This window comes from Corynebacterium gerontici, from assembly GCF_003813985.1.
In the GTDB taxonomy this organism is placed as follows: domain Bacteria; phylum Actinomycetota; class Actinomycetes; order Mycobacteriales; family Mycobacteriaceae; genus Corynebacterium; species Corynebacterium gerontici.
The window spans coordinates 1810801-1829886 of the sequence record NZ_CP033897.1 but is presented as its reverse complement, the minus strand read 5'-3'; the positions used below and the strand labels follow the sequence as shown (position 1 = coordinate 1829886).

Sequence of the window (19086 nt, the reverse complement as noted above, 5' to 3'; positions counted from 1 at the left end):
TCAGGGGTTAGCGGATTTTCTGGGCGATATCGTTGCCGATAGCCTCGACGCCCTCATCGGTGAGGTGCAGTGCGAGATTGTGCTCGCCGGTGGTGGTATCAACCAGGATTCCTGCAACCCAGCGATCGGCCGCGGGTGCGCATTCACCGTGTCCGGCGGAGAAAGCGCGTTCATCAGCAAACATGACGCCGTGACGCTGAGCCGCCTCGGCCATCCACTTTTGCACGTTCATCTCGCCTTGGGTGTCAAAGAAGATAGGGAATGCAGCGCTGGCTCCCCAGGTATTGTCCTTGCCGTATCCTTCACCGATGTGGAAAAGGCACTGCCATCCAGCGGGCGTGTCTTCGGTGATTTCGTGATAGCCCACTAACGCGATCTTTGCGTTCGGTGCCGCCGCCTTGATTTTAGCTACGGCTTGATCAATCGCTGCTGCAAACATTGCCTTCTGGGTAGGGCGATTGGTCTGTGCCGCGATTTGCTCGTCGTTGGCCCCTTCGCCGGTCAAAGTGAAGTAGTTGTTGTAGACATCGTTGTAGCCTCCCTGGAGGGTGACATAGCGAGTCTGTGGGTTCAATGCGCCGTCGGCGACTGCTGCATCAACTTGTTCCGGAATGGTCAGCGCAGCAGCGGTGGGGGTGTACATTGTGGCGCCGGGGCAGGAATAGTCATTGAGCGGTACCCCAAGTTCGGCGGCCATCTTCTTTGGCAGACTCGGCGTGCCCTGCGCGCAGCCGTGAAGGTTGATGTTGGGATTCACCTTGGAAATGGGTCCGGCGAGATCAGGATTTGCCTGACGGGCGCCCTTCGTGGCTACGGAGAAGGTCGCATCACCGGCAGTCATATTCGCCATGATCGAGTCACCGAACGTGACCAGATTGCCCGGCTCGACCTTCTGGGCGACGCTGGGATCGGTCCAGGTCGCCTGATCGAGCGCTGCCTCCATATTGATGGTGGGGAGCTCGCGCCCTTGGCTCGCCATAGGGTTGTTCATGCTGATCCCTTGAGCGTGTGCAGGTGCAATGATCGTGGCGGAAAGGGCAAGCGCTGCTAGTGCGCCGAGGTGGCGGTGCTTCATCGATTTACTCATTTCTGGTGGTGGTTGATGATTCGCGTTGGTTATCTTGATCCGGTTCTGGCAATTCGCGGCTGATCACCTTGCCAGTTGGTCCACGTGGGAAGTCTTCTACGTAGACAATATCTCTCGGCACGTGGGCGTCGGAAAGCTGACTACGCACACGCTCACGGATCTCTTCTGACGTGATCGTGGAATCTGCAACCACGTAGGCGCGAAGCGCTTGACCAGTATGCTCGTCGGCTACGCCGTGCACGAAGGCGTCTTCGATCCTCTCGTCACGCAAGATCTCATCTTCGATTTCGATGGGGTAGATCTTTTCCGCGAACTGTGTGATCACAAGATCGTCGGCGCGTCCAAGGATGTAAAGGCGGTCGCCTTTGCGATAACCGCGATCGCCCATGTAGTAGAGATCGCCGATCATCGGTGCGTCGATGTTCGGATCGGTGTATCCGGCAAAAAGGTCGAAACAGGAAATACCCACCACGCCCTCTTGGCCCTCCGGGACTTCGTTGCCGTCATCGTCGAGGATTTTGACAATGCAACCAGGGTAGATCTTGCCAGTGAGGTGGGGGTCGTCGACGAGATCCTGCGCACCTGCTACTGCCACTGCCGAAGTTTCGGATGATCCGTACATGGAGCACAGGACGGGGCCGAATTTTTCATTGGCGCGCTGAATTTCAACTGGTAGCAGTGGGCTGCCGGAGTTGGTGATGACCTTCAAGCCCTGATGGGATTCAACGCCGGCTTCATCCATGTGTGCAATGACCGTACGAATACGGGTGGCTGCTGAAATCCATGTGGTGATGTCGTAATCGCGGAAATCTGCCAGCACCTGTTCCGGGTGGAAGTGGCGCCGCGTGACCACGCGGGACTGGGCGAGGAATGAAAACCCCATGTATGCCCAGCCGTAGGCATGGAACAGCACCGCGGTTAACAGCACATTCATGTTGCGCTCCAGCGGAATGGCGGCGGCAACAGAGGCGAAGCCTTGCGGGGAGTTGAGCTGACGACGAACTACGCCCTTGGGCATGCCGGTGGTGCCGGAGGTCATAACGACGTGCATGCTCTTCTGTGGCTTTTCTGGCAACGCGTGGCTGGCATTTGCGGTATGAATGACGTGCTCGAGGCTTTCGAACGCGCGTCCTTCGTGGGGGCCGTGCTCCACTGGCTCGGGTTCCAGGTGACCCAAGATTACTTCGCGCTGGCGAGCCAGCTCGGTGATGCGGGGAAGGAATTCTTCATCCACAATGAGTACCTGCACGTCGTGGAAATCCAAATATTCTTCGATTTGGGCGGCTGACGCATTGCCGTTGATCATGAAGATGTTGTACCCGGCCATGGAGCGCGCGGTGAGCGGCAGAATTGCGGCTCGACCATTCAGCGCCATGACAGCAACATTGGCTCCCGAGTGGTAGCCACGTTCATGAAGTGCCTTTGCTAGACGCTCGGCCTTTTGGAAGAACTCTCCGTACGTGAGCTCCCCGTCGTCGTCGACAAGTGCAACTTTGTGTGGAACCTGACGTGCACCGCGTGCCATGATGGTGGCTTCGAGGCCGCCCCAGCGACGAATATTTTTCAGATCTTTGACCAGTTCGGCCCGGCCACCTGATTCGATCATGTTTCTCTCGCGCATCTTTTTCAGAAAGAAGCGCAGTTGGCGGAATACTTCTCGTCGAGGAACGCTGCGATCCACTCGAGTTTCGAGCGTGTATGGATTGGACATCCTGCTCCCTAATCGCTTTTGCTACGGATATAGTTCACGAGCCAAAGCTTTCTTATCAAAAATTTAAAAAGTGTTAAGCTGATGGAGGTTTGAGAAATCACTGTAGATATCGCACCTGATCGCTGTCACGTTGCACTTGATTTCCAAAAAGAGGTGAATGTCACCCAGATGGTTGATGTGTACGCTTCGGGCAGCCGTTTTACCTGCGGAAAAGTCAATGTTTGGAGTCGAGCTGTGCCTCATACGCAAGCACCCGCTTGCGGGGGTAGGTATCGACCATCGGCTCAGCACATTGGTACTGCTCGAGGCACGTTCTTCAGCAGCGTGCTGGACACCATTCGGCCGATCAGTTCATTGATGAATGTCGGCCACGCGAGCTTCTGCGTATCTGCGGCAAACCGCAACAGCCTCACATGACGCTGTGGGAGGCACGTATCAGAAAGGAATGGGACGATGCAGTCCTATCAGAAGTCATATCCCACCGATCAGTTCGGCAATAAGTTTGTCCAAAATGACATGGGGCGCTATTTGGAAATTCGCCCACAGGTTCCGGAGGGGATTGAGCAGCGCAAAGCGTATTTCGTTGGCGGAGGCATTGCTAACCTCATCGCCGCTGGCTTCTTGCTTCGCGACGGCCACATGCCCGGCGAGAACATCACGGTCATCGAGCAGATGAACGTCTCCGGCGGCTCCTTCGATGGCGCCGGCAACAACGAGGACGGTTTCATTGCGCGCGGCGGGCGCGAAATGGGACAACACTTCGAATGTTTCTGGGACATCATGAAAGACGTTCCCGCCGTCGACCTGCCTGCGCCACACACGGTGTTGGACGAGTTCCGTATGTATAACGAGTCGGATCCCAACATCTCCAATTGCCGTTTGATCAATGATCAAGCCCGGAATCGGCTCAGCACCCCAGAAATGGGTCTGAGCAAGCGATCACAGTTGAAGATGATCAAACTCTTGGCGGTGCGTGAAGAAAAAACCTACTACAAAACCATCGAGGATTGGTTTGATCAGGACTTCTTTGAGTCTAACTTCTACACGCTTTGGCGGTCGATGTTTGCGTTCCAGGACTATCAATCGCTCACTGAAATGAAGCGCTACATGCACCGCTTCTTGCAGTACCTGCCCGGGTTCCCCGACTTTTCTTGCTTGCGTTTTTCTCGCTACAACCAGTACACCAGCTTCATTGAGCCTTTGGTGAAGCATCTGAAGTCCCAGGGGGTGCAGTTCCAGTACAACACTGTGGTGAACGACCTCGACATCAAGGTGGCTGGCAACGCCTTTGAGGTCACCGGTATTCGCTGTACTCGTGAGGGCAAGGATGAGCTCATCGAGGTGCGCCCAGACGATGTCGTTATCGTGACCAACGGCTCGTTGACGGAGTCTACAGGCTACGGCGATAACAACACCCCAGCACCGTTTAAGAAGCAAGCTGGTCCGGCGTGGGATTTGTGGAAGCGCATTGCTAAGAAGGCGCCGAACTGCGGACGGCCCGAGGTGTTCTGCAGTGACGCGGAGAAGACCGTGTGGCAGTCTGTGAGCTTCAACTTCTACGGCGGCTACGACAATCCCTTCAACGCAAAGCTCCGCGAGCTTTCCCAAAATGACCTGTTCAGCGGCAAGACCGTGACCGCAGGCATCATTACTGCTGATGATTCACCGTGGCTGTGCTCGCTGACCGTTCACCGTCAGCCTCAGTTCATTGGTCAAGAAGATGGATTGTGCGTGGCTTGGGCCTATGGTCTTCACTGGTGGAATGAGGGCACCGTGGCGCGTAAGCCAATGCTCGAATGCGCGGGCGAGGAAGTGCTGCGCGAGTTCTGCCATCACTTCGGCGTCGAGGATGTGGAAAAGACCATAGAGATGACGAAGGTTCGTTTGGCTACGATGCCTTGGATCACTGCGGAATTCATGCCTCGCGGCGCAGGCGACCGCCCCTGGCCCGTCCCGGAGGGGTCGAGGAATCTCGGCTTCACCGGGCAATTCGTGGAGACACCTGACGATTGCGTGTTCACCACCGAGGGATCCGCGCGCACCGGTCAGATGGCGGTCTACGGTTTGCTAGGCATAGAGCGCGACATCCAGCCGATTTGGCCAACTCAGTACGACATCCGTTCAATGCTGCACTCCGCATCGGCGATGAATGATGGCAAGCTGCCGGGAGGCAAGCTTTTGAGGCGACTGCTTAAGGGCACCTATTACGAAGACATCCTTCCCAAGGGGCGCTAAGCTCTTGAACGCCCACGCCCCGGCCTTACCCGTACTTTTTGGGGAAGGCTGGGGCGTTCGGATGTTCTTCGCTGAGAATTTCAGCACTGCGTACCCCCATAATGAGGTGTGCCTACGGCCACCGGTGCCTTGACGGGGGAAGAATGGATGCATGAGTAATGATGCAATCAAAATCCTCAGCAACGACGCTTGCCTAGAGAAGCTCCGTGGTGAGCAGCTCGGTCGCCTCGTGGTTCGCCGCAAAGACGACATGGATATTTTCCCAGTTAACTTTGTGCTGGACACATCCGCAGAAGCGCCTTGCCTCTACTTCCGCTCGGCGGAAGGGTCCAAGTTGTTTAGCGTGAATCTCAATCACGACGTGCTTTTCGAAATCGATCACCTCGATGGCCAAGAGCATGCATGGTCTGTGGTGGTGAAAGGAACCGCGGAAGTAGTGGACACCTTCGCGGAAACCCGTCACGCCGATTCCTTGGATCTCAAGCCCTGGGTACCCACATTGAAGTACAACTATGTGCGCATCAACATCGATTCGCTCTCTGGGCGTGAGTTTGACCTTGGTGAAGAGCCGGAGCGCTACTAACGTATCTTCAGTGTGCTGAGGTTGCACGATGAATGTGTTTGAAAAGCGCCCCCTTGAACCCCAAAGTGCGCTGGCAGAAGCCGCAGGTTTGCGCTGGCTCAGGCAAGCAAGCAGCGCCGTTGTGCAGGTGATTGACGCCGATAGTCGTCGCATCTGCACCGAGGCGGTAACGCTTGTCGCGCCAAGCGCAGATGCTGCTTTCAGGGCGGGTGTGGAACTAGCACGTATTCACGCTGCTAGTGCGCCTTCCTTTGGCAGCCCTCCCCAAGGGTGGGAGGGGCCGAACTATATCGGTACTCAGCGCCAGGAATGTCGCCCTAGCGAACATTGGGCTGAGTTTTATGTTGAGCAGCGAGTGTTGCCCTTCGCGCGAGAAGCCGACAGGGTTGGGAACCTCTCGCGTCTTGGCGTTGTCGAGCGCGCGTGCGAGGCGATACTCGGTAACTCGCAGGCTCTAAGCTGGCCGAGTCCAGCGCGCATTCATGGCGATCTGTGGGCTGGCAACCTTTTATTCGGCGCTGAAGGTCCGCGTTTCATCGATCCGGCAGCCCACGGCGGGCACCCTTATACGGATCTCGCGATGCTCGAGTTGTTTGGTGCTCCTCATCTGCGTTCCATCTGGGAAGGCTATGCGCATCAAGCAGGGTGGGATTCGGATCGGGTTTCCGAAGCTCGAGCGCTCATCCCGCTTCACCAACTGCACCCGGTTGCCGTTCATGCTGTGACACACGGGCCGAGCTATGGCTCGCATCTGGAAGAGCTGGCGCGTACTACTTTGCGGATGCTGTAGCGGTGTCCTTCCACCAAGTGTCGCGGGGCGTAACGGGAAGGTGGCGCTTGTGCTGTCCTACCCGCCATAGATGTTCAATGCGGTCTTTGGCATCGGAGGGAACCTCAGCAATGCCTTCGATGTAATCGTCAATATCCTCGTACGTCACACCGAGTGCTTGTTCGTCGGGCAGCATCGGTTTGTCATCTTCTAAGTCGGCGGTGGGGATTTTCTTCCAGGTCGAATCGGGGGCACCGAGGTGTTCAAGCAGTGCTGCGCCTTGGCGTTTACTCAGTCCGAAGAGGGGCAATAGATCCGCCGCGCCATCGCCGAACTTGGTAAAGAATCCTGTGACGTTTTCTGCTGCGTGATCAGTGCCAATGACGAGCAAGCCCAGCTCTCCTGCGAGGGCATATTGGGCGATCATGCGCTGACGCGCTTTGACGTTGCCTCTGTTGAAGTCGCCGAGGTCATCGCGCCCTAATGCTTGGGCGACGGCGTCGTCAGTGGCATCAGTCGCGGCTTTGATATTGACCGTGATCGAGTGATCTGGCTGGATAAACTGCAGTGCGGTCTGCGCGTCGTCCTCGTCTGCTTGCACGCCGTAGGGCAGGCGCATCGCCCAAAATTGTGCATCCACTCCCTGGCTGCGTAAGCGCTCAACGCTCAATTGAGCCAGCCTGCCGGCAAGTGTGGAATCTTGGCCGCCGGAAATGCCGAGCACGAAGCCTTTGGCGTTTGCTGCTATGAGATATTCGCAGAGGAACTGGACTCGATCCTCAATCTCTGTGGCTACATCAATGTTGGCGCTGGTTCCTAGTGCCTGCTGAATTGCTTGGCGCTGGGCTTGTGATTGTGCTTGGGAGCTCATGCTCGCAAGCTTAGGCAATTCTTGGGTGTGCACGCCGATGTTTGGTGTTTGTTTGGCAGGTGCGATAACATAACTCCTCGTGTCATGACTGCTCCCGCGTCTATGACTGCACCGTGTAAGGCGATGTGCTTTCCACAGTGCCGGTAAGCTGCGGTTTTTCGCCGCGTGGGGTGGGAGCGTCGTTGTTAATCAAAGCAAAGTCACAACTTGGCTTTCGTGGAAAAGAAAGGAGCGCCCGAATGAAGGTCCGTAAGTCCCTTCGGTCGCTGAAGAACAAGCCGGGCGCCCAGGTTGTCCGCCGCCGCGGCAAGGTCTACGTCATTAACAAGAAGGACCCCCGCTTCAAGGCTCGCCAGGGCTAATTCCTGCGCAGCGATCAGAAACCCACCCCCACGTTTGTGGAGGTGGGTTTCATTATTTTCGGTGGGTGCCCCCGAGTGTGGAGGGGATAAAAATTTTTTGCTCCAATATTTTTCCGCTTATTTTTGTGCCTGCCGGGTCGTTCTCGCCGGTAGCGTGAGAGAAGTGCTTTATGCACGGGCGCTGGTGTGACTTACATGGCTGTGAGCTTCAAACCTGACAGTTTGAGGCATGGGCGCTACATCTAGTGCGTTTCATTGTTGTAATCCTGGGAATTCCCACGGTGTAACTACTACATATAGTGTAGTTGCGCTCAGTTTGCCCTAGGTATAGTGTTTCTTCATGTCGCCGGAACGGGCAATCACATCGTTCGCGGCAGAAGGGTTGCCGTGGAAAGCGCCCTTGAAACTCAAAGCCCCAACCGCACCAGGTGAATGCCTGGGAGCCTCAATCGCAGCAGGAGAATTAGACCATGTCGATCACCGTGTACACCAAGCCAGCCTGCATGCAGTGCAACGCCACCAAAAAGGCACTGGATCGCGCAGGCCTGGAATATGAGTTGATTGACATCAGCCTGGATGACGAGGCTCGCGACTACGTCATGGCTCTCGGTTATCTCCAAGCCCCCGTCGTGGAAGCAGGCGGTGACCACTGGTCCGGTTTCCGCCCGGAGCGCATCCGCTCCCTGGCGGCTCAGGTGGCCTAGGGCATTCATTCCGCAGTGCCGGTATCGGATACGAGCAACCTCCGAACCGGCGCTTTCTTTTTATCCAGTGTGATGGAGAAAGGCACAGCGTGCTCATCGTCTACTTCTCATCCGCAACGGAAAACACCAAGCGTTTTGTGGAAAAGCTCGGTTTTCCTTCCGCCAGAATTCCTCTACATAAACACGACCCCCAACTCGAAGTCCGCGAACCCTATGTGCTCGTGTGTCCCACCTACGGGGGAGGGGCATCCATTAGTGGAGGCAACACCAGGCCCGTTCCGGTGCAGGTGATCCGCTTCCTCAATAATCCGCACAATCGCTCGCTGATCCGAGCCGTCATTGCGGGAGGCAACTCGAATTTCGGAAGCGACTTTGGAAAAGCGGGCGATGTCATTTCGCAGAAATGCAAGGTGCCATACGTCTATCGCTATGAGTTGCTCGGCACCGAAGAAGATGTGAAGATCGTCCAAAGTGGACTGATCAACAACGCCGAAGCACTTGGCTTAGAATTGCCAGCGAAAAGCGCGTGACGTCGAAAAGCTTGATCTTTGAACAATTAGAAAACATCCCACGACTGTAAGGACACTGACCCCTGTGGCTCCCTTAGGAAAAAACGTTGCTGAACCGGTTTCTCGCGAGGAACAACTGGATTATCACGCGCTGAATGCGCTGCTGAATCTCTACGATGACAACGGCAATATTCAGTTTGAAAAAGACCGCGAAGCCGCGAATCAATTCTTCCTGCAGCACGTCAACCAAAACACCGTGTTCTTCCATGACCTGGAAGAAAAGATTGACTACCTGGTCAGCAACAATTACTACGAAGCGGAAGTGATCGAGCAATACAGCTTCCCCTTTATTAAGGCGCTGTTCAAGCAGGCGTACGCGCACAAGTTCCGCTTCAAGACCTTCCTCGGCGCCTATAAGTACTACACCTCTTATACGCTCAAGACCTTCGACGGACGCCGCTACCTTGAGCGTTTCGAAGATCGTGTGTGCATGGTGGCGCTTACCCTTGCCGCAGGCGACGAGGCTCTGGCCAAGCACCTGGTAGATGAAATTATTTCCGGCCGCTTCCAGCCCGCAACGCCCACCTTCCTGAACTCAGCCAAGGCGCAGCGCGGCGAGCCCGTGTCCTGCTTCCTGCTGCGCATCGAAGACAACATGGAGTCCATTGGCCGTTCCATTAACTCCGCGCTGCAGCTTTCCAAGCGCGGTGGCGGCGTAGCGCTGTTGCTCTCGAACCTGCGCGAGGCCGGTGCGCCGATTAAGAAGATCGAGAACCAGTCCTCCGGCGTGATTCCCGTGATGAAGCTGCTGGAAGATTCCTTCTCCTATGCCAACCAGCTTGGCGCACGCCAAGGCGCGGGTGCCGTGTACCTGAACGCGCACCACCCGGATATCTTGAGCTTCCTGGACACTAAGCGCGAAAACGCTGACGAGAAGATCCGCATCAAGACCCTTTCGCTGGGCGTTGTCATCCCGGACGTCACCTTTGAGCTGGCCAAGCGCAATGACGACATGTACCTGTTCAGCCCCTACGACGTTGAACGCGTCTACGGCAAGGCATTCGCAGACATCTCCGTGACTGAGCACTATGAGGAGATGGTGGAGGATCCGCGCATCCGCAAAACCAAGATTAAGGCGCGCGAGTTCTTCCAGACCATCGCCGAGATTCAATTCGAGTCCGGTTACCCCTACATCATGTTCGAAGACACGGTAAATAAGGCCAATCCCATCGCCGGCCGTGTGAACATGAGTAACCTGTGCTCCGAGATTCTGCAGGTGAACACTCCCTCGGTGCTGAACGAGGATCTCACCTACGCAGAGGTGGGCGAGGATATTTCTTGCAACTTGGGCTCGCTCAACATCGCCATGACCATGGATTCCCCGGATTTCGCCCGCACGATTGAGACGGCGATTCGCGGCCTCACCGCCGTGTCCGAGCAGACCTCCATTGATTCGGTACCAAGCATCCGCAAGGGCAACGACGCCGCGCACGCGATTGGCCTTGGCCAGATGAATCTCCACGGCTACCTCGGCCGCGAGCACATCTATTACGGCAGCGAGGAAGCGCTGGACTTCACCAACGCTTACTTTGCGGCGGTGCTGTATCAGTGCCTGCGCGCCTCCAACAAGATCGCCCGCGAGCGTGGCACCACTTTCGAAGGCTTCGAGGACTCCAAGTATGCCAGTGGCGAATACTTCGACGAGTTTGATCCCGCGGATTTTGCGCCCAAGACTGAAAAGGTCAAGCAGCTTTTCGACGCCTCCTCGATCTACACCCCAAACGCGGATGATTGGGAGGAACTGAAAGCATCCGTTGCTGAGCACGGTCTGTATAACCGCAACCTTCAAGCAGTGCCGCCAACCGGCTCGATCTCCTACATCAACAACTCCACGTCCTCGATCCACCCGATCGCCTCCAAGATTGAGATCCGCAAGGAAGGCAAGATCGGACGTGTGTACTACCCAGCACCGCACATGGATAACTCCAACCTGGACTACTACCAGGACGCCTACGAGGTGGGCTACGAAAAGGTGATCGACACCTACGCCGTGGCCACCAAGTACGTGGACCAGGGGCTTTCGCTAACATTATTCTTCAAGGATTCGGTCACCACCCGTGACATCAACCGAGCTCAGATCTACGCATGGCGCAAGGGCATCAAGACCCTCTACTACATTCGCCTGCGCCAGGTTGCACTCATGGGCACCGAAGTGGAAGGTTGCGTGAGCTGCATGCTCTAAGCCTCGCGGCTGACACAATCGAAAAGGAGCAGGAAGTGTTATCTTCCTGCTCCTTATTTATATGGGGGAGTGTTAGCGCTGGCCGAGTTCTGCGTCGATGGACAGCAGGCCGGTTCCGGTATCAGCGAGCTTCAGGCGGTCGATGATGCCCTTGACGGATGCTTCTTCCTCGATCTGCTCCTCCAGGAAGCGGTCTAGCATGGGGCGCGAATCGAAGTCCTTGACGGAATCAGAGATCGCGGCGAGGTCGCGGATCAAACCAGAGACCTTCTTTTCGTGTGCGAGAGATGCCTCGAAGGCGTCGATCGGGGCGTTGACGCGAACCTTAGGTGCCTCAATCTTCGCAATCTGCGGGGTGTAGTCGCGCTGCAACAGGTGATCGGCGAAGAGCTGAGCGTGCTCGAGTTCCTCAGCGTGCTGCATCTTCATCCAGTGCGCCATGCCGCTCAGGCCAAGTTCCTCCAGCTGGTAGGAAAGCTGCAGGTAAATCAGCGCCGCTTCGAGTTCGGCAGTTACTTGCTTGTCCAATGCTTCTGCGAGTTTCTTGTGAATCGTCATAGATCGAGAGTTTAGGTGAAATCGCCTGCAAAGGCACTTACTTGGGCAAAATTGGGGGCGTGGGGCGTCGAAAAGCAAGCAAAAATTCCATGTGACCAGCTTTACGCTGCGAAGTGCTGATCCTCGGGTAAGCTCTGCAAGGAAATCTGCGCGGAATATTGACTCTGCGTGCAACGATAAGAAGCATTCCTGGAGGCAAGGCGTTCGTGAGCACCTACGAAACCTACATTGACCAGCATCCAAAGCCTGTCGCGGCCATCAACTGGAACACCATCCCGGATGAGAAAGACCAGGAAGTTTGGGATCGTCTCACGGGTAATTTCTGGTTGCCCGAAAAGGTGCCGGTGTCCAACGACATCAAGAGCTGGAAAACGCTCAACGAGCTTGAGCAACAAACCACCATGCGAGTCTTTACTGGCTTGACCATGCTCGACACTATTCAGGGCACCGTCGGCGCCGTGTCGATGATCCCCGATGCACTCACCCCTCATGAGGAGGCGGTGTACACCAACATCGCGTTCATGGAGAGCGTGCACGCGAAGAGTTACTCCAATATCTTCATGACGCTCGCCTCCACCAAGGAAATCAACGAGGCTTTCCGCTGGTCAGAGGAAAACGAGAACCTGCAGAAGAAGGCAAAGATCATTCTGTCCTACTACGAGGGCAACGATCCGCTGAAGCGCAAGGTGGCTTCCACGTTGCTGGAGTCCTTCTTGTTCTATTCGGGCTTCTATCTTCCCATGTACTGGTCTAGCCATGCCAAGCTCACCAACACCGCAGACATTATTCGCCTCATCATCCGCGACGAGGCCGTCCACGGCTATTACATCGGCTACAAGTATCAGCAGGGTCTGGCTCGAGAGAGCGCCGAGCGTCAAGAGGAGCTCAAGGAGTACACCTTCGATCTGCTCTACGATCTCTACGACAACGAGACGCAGTACACCGAGGATCTCTACGATGACCTCGGCTGGACCGAGGACGTCAAGCGTTTCCTGCGCTATAACGCGAACAAGGCACTGAACAACTTGGGTTATGAAGGTCTGTTCCCCGCGGATGAAACGAAGGTATCGCCTGCCATTCTTTCCGCGCTTTCGCCGAACGCCGACGAGAACCACGACTTCTTCTCCGGATCAGGTTCTTCCTATGTGATTGGCAAGGCTGAAAACACCACCGACGACGACTGGGATTTCTAGCTTTTCGACGTCCCACCTAGCCGCCCGCTTCCTCCACCGAGGGGACGGGCGGTGTCGTTTTGGGTGCAGTGCTGGGCTGGGCGGGAAGGTAGCACCTGGACCATCATCCTTAAGAATGACACCCGCCGGGGGTGAAGCGTAAGGCGTTCGCGCTGCAGAGGGAGCGGCACGCCGGAGGAAAATGTGTGGTGGTGATCACGAATGTTGAGTCATTTCGGCACGCTGCGGGCATGAACTCGTGGGGCGGAAGTGAAACCGCAGCTCACACGCTTACATTTTTATTCACACCCAAGTAGAGTGCGAAGCATACCCAACCAGAGGTGGTTGGAAGAAGACTTACGCTCTCTTAAGATGGAGCAGTGTAATTTCGGTGGCTTTTCTGTACGCGCTCGCGGACAGGGGAGCAACCTACAAGTCAGGAGGAACGTATGACCGCTGTGGAGCCACGGCTGGAGAATTACTCCGAGCCAACCAGGCCCGCACCAACCGGCGGGGCCCGCAAGGGATCGCTGGCTTGGAATATGCTGACCACCACCGACCACAAGCTCCTGGGCATCATGTACATCATCATGTCCTTCGTGTGGTTCTTCGTTGGTGGTTTGATGGCCCTGCTGATCCGCGCCGAGCTCTTCTCGCCGGGTCTGCAATTCTTGTCTAACGAGCAGTTCAACCAGCTGTTCACCATGCACGGCACGATCATGCTGCTGGCATTCGGTACCCCAATCGTGTGGGGCTTCGCTAACTACGTGCTGCCGCTGCAGATCGGCGCTCCCGACGTGGCATTCCCGCGTCTGAACGCATTTGGTTTCTGGATCACCCAGATCGGTATCGTCTGCATGCTCGCCGGCTTCCTTACCCCCGGTGGTGCCGCTGACTACGGCTGGACCATGTACCTGCCGCTGGCAGACTCCGTGCACTCGCCCGGCGTTGGCACCGACTTCTGGATCGTCGGCGTTGGCGCAACCGGTGTTGGCACCATCGCCTCCGCGATCAACATGATCACCACCCTGATCTGCCTCCGCGCACCGGGTATGACCATGTTCCGTATGCCGATCTTCTGCTGGAACATCTTTGTCGCTTCCGTGATCGTGCTGATGATCTTCCCGCTGCTGACCTCCGCAGCGCTCGGTGTGCTCTACGACCGTAAGCTCGGCGGCCACATCTACGACTCCGGCAACGGTGGCGCAGTCCTGTGGCAGCACCTGTTCTGGTTCTTCGGCCACCCCGAGGTGTACGTGCTGGCTCTGCCGTTCTTCGGCATCGTCTCCGAGATCCTCCCGGTCTTCGCACGCAAGCCAATGTTCGGTTACATCGGCCTGGTATTCGCTACCTTGTCCATCGGTACCCTGTCCATGGCCGTGTGGGCGCACCACATGTTCGTGACCGGCGCTATCCTGCTGCCGTTCTTCTCCTTCATGACCTTCCTGATCTCCGTGCCAACCGGCGTGAAGTTCTTCAACTGGCTGGGCACCCTGTGGCGCGGCCACATCTCTTGGGAGACCCCGATGCTGTGGAGCATGGGCTTCCTGGTGACCTTCCTCTTCGGTGGCCTGACCGGTATTATGCTGGCCTCCCCGCCGCTGGACTTCCACCTCGCTGAGTCCTACTTCCTCATCGCTCACTTCCACTACACGCTGTTCGGCACCCTGGTGTTCTCCTCCTGTGCCGGTGTGTACTTCTGGTTCCCCAAGATGACTGGTCGTATGCTCGACGAGACCCTGGGCAAGGTGCACTTCTGGCTCACCTTCGTGGGCTTCCACGGCACCTTCCTGATCCAGCACTGGGTTGGCAACATGGGCATGTCCCGTCGTTACGCCGACTACCTGGAGTCTGACGGATTCACAATCTACAACCAGATCTCCACCGTCTTCTCCTTCCTGCTGGGCATGTCCGTCCTGCCGTTCATCTGGAACGTTGTGAAGTCTTGGCGCTATGGCGAGATCGTCACCGTCGACGATCCTTGGGGCTACGGCAACTCCCTGGAGTGGGCAACCTCCTGCCCGCCTCCTCGCCACAACTTCACCTCCATGCCTCGCATCCGCTCCGAGCGTCCCGCGTTCGAGCTGCACTACCCGCACATGGTGGAGCGCATGCGCGCAGAGGCACACGTTGGCCACGACAAGCACAAGCAGCACCCGCTTGAGGAAAATAAGTCGCCAGCGCACGCCTAAGCCGCTGAGCTGAGGAACGCAATAATCCTGGCTTGAAACCGCGATCGTGAAAGCGATCGCGGTTTTTGCTGTGCTGAGTCCCTCCTTACCCCACAAAGAGGGCAACGCCGTGGCACACATGAGACAATGCAACGCGTGCAAACGCAACCAACAGTCGGCCTTCGGGAAGGCCTCAGCCCCGCCGTCATCACCGTCTCTGGTGAAGATCGCCCCGGTCTCACCGCATCGATCTTCCGTGTTCTCGCAGCCAGGGAGGTGCAGGTGCTCGACGTGGAGCAATCCCAATTCCGCGGGTACCTCAACCTCGCAGGCTTTGTGGGCATCAAGGCGGAAGACCGAGAGAACATTCTCCAAGGGTTGCGGGATTCCCTCAACACCGCGCACCTCAAGGTGACGGTGGAGCTGCCCGAGCAGCCCGAGTATTCACGTCCGCGCTCCACCCACGTTTTGGTGGTGCTGGGTAACCCGGTGTCGGCCACCGCCATTTCACGCATTGGTCAGACGCTCGCGGATTATGGTGCGAATATCGACACGATCCGGGGCATCGCCGACTATCCCGTCACCGGCCTTGAATTGAAACTGACGGTGCCGAATCCCAAGCCGGGCGGGGCAATCCCATTGCGAAAGGCATTGGCGGCGCTTACCCAAGAGTTAGGAGTCGACATCGCCATCGAGCGTGACGGACTCCAGCGACGCTCCAAGCGCCTGATCTGCTTCGATTGCGATTCCACGCTCATCACCGGTGAAGTTATTGAGATGCTGGCGGCCCACGCCGGCCGCGAGGCAGAGGTAGCCGAGGTCACCGAACGCGCGATGCGCGGCGAGTTGGACTTCGAGGAGTCCCTTCGCGAGCGAGTGAAGGCGTTGGCCGGTTTGGATGCATCCGTGATTGATGAGGTCGCCCGCGACATTGTGCTCACCCCCGGCGCACGCACGACGATCCGCACCTTGCAGCAAGTGGGTTATAGAACGGCTGTGGTGTCCGGCGGTTTCATTCAGGTGCTCGAAGGCCTCGCCGAAGAGTTGGGCTTGGACTATGTGCGCGCTAACACCCTGGAGATTGAAGAAGGAAAGCTCACCGGCCGCGTGATCGGCAAGGTGGTGGACCGTGCCGCCAAGGAAGAGTTCTTGCGCGAGTTCGCCGCAGATTCGGGGCTGGAATTGTCTCAGACAGTGGCCGTGGGTGATGGAGCGAATGACATTGACATGATCTCCGCCGCTGGCTTGGGCATCGCGTTCAATGCGAAACCCGCTCTGCGCAATGTGGCGGACGCTTCTGTGAATTCGCCCTTCCTCGATGAGGTCGTGCACATGCTCGGCATTCCCCGCACCGAAATCGACGCGCTCCAAGAAGCCGCACATGGCCAGACGCACAGGAAACCCCTGGATGACTGACTTGTTCGCCATAGCGCACGAGCGTCTTGCTCAGGCGGTGGAGGGGCGCTCCTGGGAACGCGATCCGGAGGATGCCGCGGATCCTTCGACGATTCAGGCGATGCAGATTGCTCTACACATCCCGAAGCAGCAGCCACCGCAACGCCACCACCTTTTGGAAGCCGCAGCTCGTGCAGCGGTGGCGGTGTGCTTGGATGAACGTGCCGGAGCCGACTTTGAGGATCCAGAGCACGGCTACTTCGCTCGCGCCATCGATACCTGGTATCGCCATCGCATCCGCAAAGTCACTCGCCGCGCCCGCAATGCTGCCTGGGATCAAGTGCAGGCTTTGCCTGGCGTGACTATCGACGACACAGCGCGCGCCTTCATCCCCAGTGCCGTGCACGAGGTCCCGCGCGAGCTATCCAAGCTGCAAATCGCCGGAACGGACCTTCCGCTCGAAGAACCTGGGCCAATGCGCCCGGGCGTGGTGCTCTTTGTGAACGCCTCCCTTGGCATGAGCGCCGGCAAAGTTGCCGCGCAGGTGGGGCATGCCTCGATGTTGTTCGCCGGGCACCAGAGCGTGGAATGGGCGCGCGGGTGGGCGTCGAAAAGCTTCCCACTGCAGGTACGGGAGGTGGAAAAGGGGCTTTTCGACGAACACCGCAAACACCCCAACGCGATTACCGTCGTTGATGCTGGGTTCACCGAGGTAGAGCCGGACACCGCCACCGTGTGCGTATTACTGCGTAGCGTGTGAGCACTTAGGCCTCGGCCACCAGGCGTTTAAGTGCCCCTCGCACTGTCGCGGGATCGGATGTGCGCCAGAACTGCGGCAGGGAGGAGTGCAGGAAGCCTCCGTAGCGTTTTTCCACCATGCGCTTGTCCAGCACCGCCACCACACCGCGATCGTCCACGCTGCGCAGCAGGCGCCCAGCACCCTGCGCCATGAGCAGCGCGGCGTGGGTTGCTGCTACTTCCATGAAGCCATTGCGGCCTTCGGCGTCGGCGGCGATCTTGCGGGCCTGGAGTAGGGGATCGTCGGGGCGGGGGAAGGGGATGCGGTCGATGATCACCAGGGAGCACGAGGGGCCTGGAACGTCCACGCCTTGCCAGAGTGTGAGCGTGCCAAAAAGGCAGGCGTTGTGGTTGTTGGCGAAATTCTGGATCAAGGTGCTGGTGGAGTCATCGCCCTGGCAGAACACCTCGAAGGGCAGGCGGGTGCGCATGGCCTCGGCGGCTTGCACAGCGGCGCGCTTGGAGGAAAACAACCCAAGAGTGCGTCCGCCCGTAGCCAAGATCAGCTCGGCGATCTCATCCAGCCACGTTTCATCCAAACCGTCACGACCAGGTTCCGGTAGGTGCGTGGGTGTGTAGAGGATGCCCTTCTTGGCTGGATCGAAAGGCGAGCCCACATCCATGGCGTCGAAGCTTCCCGTTGGCATGCCCCAGGCAGCGGCCATAGCCTTGAAGTTGCCGCCAATGGCCAAGGTGGCGGAAGTGAGTACGCAGGTGTTCTCGCCAAAGAGGCGGGTATGTAAGAGTCCCGCCACGGACAGTGGTGCGACCTTGATATGGGTGCCGCGGCGATCGTCGTGATGCACCCACACCACGTCCTCGTGCTTGGAGGGATCTGATTCCTCAAAAACCTCGAGGATGCGCACCACGGAATCGTGCTGGTCAACCAGGTGATTGTTGAGCGCCAGGCGCTCGGCAAAACGTTCGGGGGCGTTCGTCTGTTCACCGTCGGGGCTTTGCGCGATGGCCTCCTTCAGGCGCCACAGTGCATTGCGGACGGCCTCAAGTTGAGATTTCAGCGCTTCGGGGAGTTCAGTGATGCGACCTGCTTCAATGTCGAGCATCTCCTGTTCCCACTCATTGGCCACTTGCTTCAGCTCCTTGGAGCGCTGCTCCGCGCCGAGCTTGGTGGCGCGATTGGCGGAAAGCGTCAGCGTGGTCACGCCGATCTCGTTGGTGGCAACGGCGGTGATGCGCCCGTCGAGCTCGTGCGCCTCGTCGATGATCACCACCTCATGCTCAGGCAAGATTTGCGCCTCGGATAGTGCGTCGATGGCCAGCAAGGCATGGTTGGTGACGATCACGTCAGCGTCGTGCGCCTTCTTGCGGGCAGCCTCGGCAAAGCAGGTATCACCGTGCGGGCAGCGGGAGGCCCCAACGCATTCGCGAGCGGTTACGCTCACTGCTCGCCACGCCAGGTCAGGCACGCCGGGTTCTAAGTCATCGCGGTCGCCAGTCTCCGTGTCGTTGGCCCATTCGTGCAGGCGCGCAACATGGCGTCCCATCCACGTCAGATCGCCCTCATCCATGAGGGTGTCTTCAGGTTCCTCAACGCCGATCTTGTTCTGGCAGAGGTAATTCGAGCGGCCCTTCATGATGGCGAAGGTCGGGCGGCGTTCCAGCAGCGGCTCAAGGGCGTCGGCGAGCCGTGGAAGATCGCGGCCCACCAACTGGCGTTGCAGAGCGATCGTGGCGGTGGAAACAATCACCGTGGTGTCCGTGGCCTGGGCATGGCGAATCGCCGGAACCAGGTAGGCCAAGGACTTACCGGTGCCGGTTCCGGCCTGCACCGCCAAGTGGCGTTGCGTCTCCAGCGCCTTGGTGACCGCCTGTGCCATGCGCGCTTGATTCTCGCGCCGGGCACCGCCGAGGGCGTCCACGGCGGCGTCGAGAAGCTTTGACGTTGCCGGCACCGCCTC

General features: G+C 57.8%; 16 protein-coding genes. 11 read left to right on the top strand and 5 right to left on the bottom strand.

The features are described 5' to 3' along the window. Nucleotides 1-7: 7 nt before the first annotated feature. Nucleotides 8-1075, bottom strand: coding sequence for a GDSL-type esterase/lipase family protein (locus CGERO_RS08530; RefSeq protein ID WP_164470291.1), 1068 nt, complete (start codon nucleotides 1073-1075; stop codon nucleotides 8-10). Nucleotides 1076-1079: 4 nt separating this feature from the next. Further along, nucleotides 1080-2798, bottom strand: a complete 1719-nt coding sequence (locus CGERO_RS08525; RefSeq protein WP_123935049.1) for an AMP-binding protein — start codon at nucleotides 2796-2798, stop codon at nucleotides 1080-1082. 453 nt (nucleotides 2799-3251) lie between these two features. On the opposite strand from CGERO_RS08525, the gene CGERO_RS08520 reads away from it, so the two are divergent. The 3 genes from CGERO_RS08520 (at nucleotide 3252) to CGERO_RS08510 (ending at nucleotide 6406) form a co-directional block, all read left to right on the top strand. Then, nucleotides 3252-5033, top strand: a complete 1782-nt coding sequence (locus CGERO_RS08520) for an oleate hydratase (protein WP_123935047.1) — start codon at nucleotides 3252-3254, stop codon at nucleotides 5031-5033. A gap of 151 nt (nucleotides 5034-5184) precedes the next feature. Beyond that, nucleotides 5185-5616, top strand: coding sequence for a pyridoxamine 5'-phosphate oxidase family protein (locus CGERO_RS08515; protein ID WP_123935045.1), 432 nt, complete (start codon nucleotides 5185-5187; stop codon nucleotides 5614-5616). 28 nt (nucleotides 5617-5644) lie between these two features. Then, nucleotides 5645-6406, top strand: a complete 762-nt coding sequence (locus CGERO_RS08510; protein ID WP_123935043.1) for a fructosamine kinase family protein — start codon at nucleotides 5645-5647, stop codon at nucleotides 6404-6406. Here the strand turns inward: CGERO_RS08510 and nadE are convergent. Beyond that, nucleotides 6387-7256 carry an NAD(+) synthase gene (gene nadE / locus CGERO_RS08505; RefSeq protein WP_123935041.1) on the bottom strand — a complete coding sequence of 290 codons (870 nt, stop codon included), beginning with the start codon at nucleotides 7254-7256 and terminating at the stop codon, nucleotides 6387-6389. The genes CGERO_RS08510 and nadE overlap by 20 nt on opposite strands. Before the next feature lie 239 nt (nucleotides 7257-7495). On the opposite strand from nadE, the gene ykgO reads away from it, so the two are divergent. The 4 genes from ykgO (at nucleotide 7496) to nrdE (ending at nucleotide 11073) form a co-directional block, all read left to right on the top strand. Beyond that, nucleotides 7496-7618 (top strand): type B 50S ribosomal protein L36, encoded by a 123-nt coding sequence (gene ykgO / locus CGERO_RS08500; protein WP_003852698.1) that lies wholly within the window; start codon nucleotides 7496-7498, stop codon nucleotides 7616-7618. 470 nt (nucleotides 7619-8088) lie between these two features. Next, nucleotides 8089-8322 (top strand): glutaredoxin-like protein NrdH, encoded by a 234-nt coding sequence (gene nrdH, locus CGERO_RS08495; protein WP_123935039.1) that lies wholly within the window; start codon nucleotides 8089-8091, stop codon nucleotides 8320-8322. Between the two features lie 89 nt (nucleotides 8323-8411). Next, complete coding sequence (gene nrdI / locus CGERO_RS08490) at nucleotides 8412-8852, top strand: class Ib ribonucleoside-diphosphate reductase assembly flavoprotein NrdI (protein ID WP_123935036.1); 441 nt, start codon at nucleotides 8412-8414, stop codon at nucleotides 8850-8852. Nucleotides 8853-8916: 64 nt separating this feature from the next. Then, a complete protein-coding gene (gene nrdE, locus CGERO_RS08485; protein WP_123935034.1) occupies nucleotides 8917-11073 on the top strand; it encodes a class 1b ribonucleoside-diphosphate reductase subunit alpha in 2157 nt (718 codons plus the stop codon). 72 nt (nucleotides 11074-11145) lie between these two features. Here nrdE and CGERO_RS08480 read toward each other — a convergent pair whose 3' ends face one another. After that, on the bottom strand, nucleotides 11146-11631 hold the full coding sequence (locus CGERO_RS08480) for a ferritin (RefSeq protein ID WP_123935032.1): 486 nt from the start codon (nucleotides 11629-11631) through the stop codon (nucleotides 11146-11148). Between the two features lie 206 nt (nucleotides 11632-11837). On the opposite strand from CGERO_RS08480, the gene nrdF reads away from it, so the two are divergent. The 4 genes from nrdF to CGERO_RS08460 all read left to right on the top strand — a co-directional run bounded on the left by nrdF (nucleotide 11838) and on the right by CGERO_RS08460 (nucleotide 17129). After that, nucleotides 11838-12824 (top strand): class 1b ribonucleoside-diphosphate reductase subunit beta, encoded by a 987-nt coding sequence (gene nrdF, locus CGERO_RS08475; RefSeq protein ID WP_123935030.1) that lies wholly within the window; start codon nucleotides 11838-11840, stop codon nucleotides 12822-12824. Nucleotides 12825-13252: 428 nt separating this feature from the next. After that, nucleotides 13253-14995: an aa3-type cytochrome oxidase subunit I gene (gene ctaD, locus CGERO_RS08470; RefSeq protein ID WP_123935028.1), complete on the top strand. Its 1743-nt coding sequence runs from the start codon at nucleotides 13253-13255 to the stop codon at nucleotides 14993-14995. Nucleotides 14996-15121: 126 nt separating this feature from the next. Next, complete coding sequence (serB, locus tag CGERO_RS08465; protein ID WP_123935026.1) at nucleotides 15122-16390, top strand: phosphoserine phosphatase SerB; 1269 nt, start codon at nucleotides 15122-15124, stop codon at nucleotides 16388-16390. After that, nucleotides 16383-17129 (top strand): aminoacyl-tRNA hydrolase, encoded by a 747-nt coding sequence (locus CGERO_RS08460; RefSeq protein WP_123935024.1) that lies wholly within the window; start codon nucleotides 16383-16385, stop codon nucleotides 17127-17129. Before serB ends, CGERO_RS08460 begins: the two co-directional genes overlap by 8 nt. A gap of 4 nt (nucleotides 17130-17133) precedes the next feature. Here the strand turns inward: CGERO_RS08460 and CGERO_RS08455 are convergent, their stop codons facing one another. Continuing rightward, the gene (locus tag CGERO_RS08455) at nucleotides 17134-19080 is read right to left on the bottom strand and encodes an ATP-dependent DNA helicase (protein WP_342768093.1); all 1947 of its coding nucleotides are present in this window, start codon (nucleotides 19078-19080) and stop codon (nucleotides 17134-17136) included. Nucleotides 19081-19086 lie beyond the last annotated feature (6 nt).

Bases quoted from the DNA above. Each gene is read 5' to 3' on its own strand.
- ctaD (WP_123935028.1), top strand. From the start codon at position 13,253: ATGACCGCTGTGGAGCCACGGCTGGAGAATTACTCCGAGCCAACCAGG.
- CGERO_RS08525 (WP_123935049.1), bottom strand. From the start codon at position 2,798: ATGTCCAATCCATACACGCTCGAAACTCGAGTGGATCGCAGCGTTCCT.
- serB (WP_123935026.1), top strand. From the start codon at position 15,122: ATGCAACGCGTGCAAACGCAACCAACAGTCGGCCTTCGGGAAGGCCTC.
- ykgO (WP_003852698.1), top strand. From the start codon at position 7,496: ATGAAGGTCCGTAAGTCCCTTCGGTCGCTGAAGAACAAGCCGGGCGCC.
- CGERO_RS08530 (WP_164470291.1), bottom strand. From the start codon at position 1,075: ATGAAGCACCGCCACCTCGGCGCACTAGCAGCGCTTGCCCTTTCCGCC.
- CGERO_RS08515 (WP_123935045.1), top strand. From the start codon at position 5,185: ATGAGTAATGATGCAATCAAAATCCTCAGCAACGACGCTTGCCTAGAG.
- nrdH (WP_123935039.1), top strand. From the start codon at position 8,089: ATGTCGATCACCGTGTACACCAAGCCAGCCTGCATGCAGTGCAACGCC.
- nadE (WP_123935041.1), bottom strand. From the start codon at position 7,256: ATGAGCTCCCAAGCACAATCACAAGCCCAGCGCCAAGCAATTCAGCAG.
- CGERO_RS08480 (WP_123935032.1), bottom strand. From the start codon at position 11,631: ATGACGATTCACAAGAAACTCGCAGAAGCATTGGACAAGCAAGTAACT.
- CGERO_RS08460 (WP_123935024.1), top strand. From the start codon at position 16,383: ATGACTGACTTGTTCGCCATAGCGCACGAGCGTCTTGCTCAGGCGGTG.
- CGERO_RS08510 (WP_123935043.1), top strand. From the start codon at position 5,645: ATGAATGTGTTTGAAAAGCGCCCCCTTGAACCCCAAAGTGCGCTGGCA.
- CGERO_RS08520 (WP_123935047.1), top strand. From the start codon at position 3,252: ATGCAGTCCTATCAGAAGTCATATCCCACCGATCAGTTCGGCAATAAG.